Source organism: Nocardioides humilatus (genome assembly GCF_008373755.1).
GTDB lineage: Bacteria > Actinomycetota > Actinomycetes > Propionibacteriales > Nocardioidaceae > Nocardioides > Nocardioides humilatus.
Window position 1 is genome coordinate 1 of the sequence record NZ_VUJV01000037.1, and the last position, 525, is coordinate 525.

General features: G+C 42.9%; 1 protein-coding gene. It reads right to left on the reverse strand.

From position 1 onward, the window contains the following. Nucleotides 1-249: 249 nt before the first annotated feature. The coding region (locus F0U44_RS23930; protein ID WP_149730580.1) for a troponin at nucleotides 250-525 on the reverse strand (276 nt) is incomplete at its 5' end.

The window sequence follows — 525 nt, forward strand, 5'->3', positions numbered from 1 at the left end:
CGTTAATTCAATTTGGTCGCTACATGATATACGTTAAGTGATGCCCGTTGGAAGACACAAAAAGACTGGTAACTTAGGACAGGATCTGCTTAAACTTTACTTATATATCTGGCTTGCTCACACATTGACACAGCGCAAGCAGCCAGATAAATGAAATTTAAGTCTCTTTGCAGACAGACACACTATAGGGCACATCACATAATTATTGACAGTTGGTGAAAGGTCTTAATGATTTGGGTATTATGATGTTCATGCCTCAACCTCTTCTTCTTTTACCTTCTGATCTCCCGGCTTGCCCTTCGACCAGTCAGGCTTTTTCTTCTCTGCCTTCTTAGCCTCTTTGTCTTCCTCTTCCAAGGTGAATTCCTTCTTTTTCACGACCTTCAATTGGTTACGGAAGTTGAATTCGGCGGCCTTCTTCTGGAGCTTGGCGAATTTGTTTTCGTATTTGGAAACCTTCTTTAGTGTGGGCTTGACGAATTTGCCTCTGAGGTCGTTGACTTGGGAGTTCAGGTCGGAGATCTC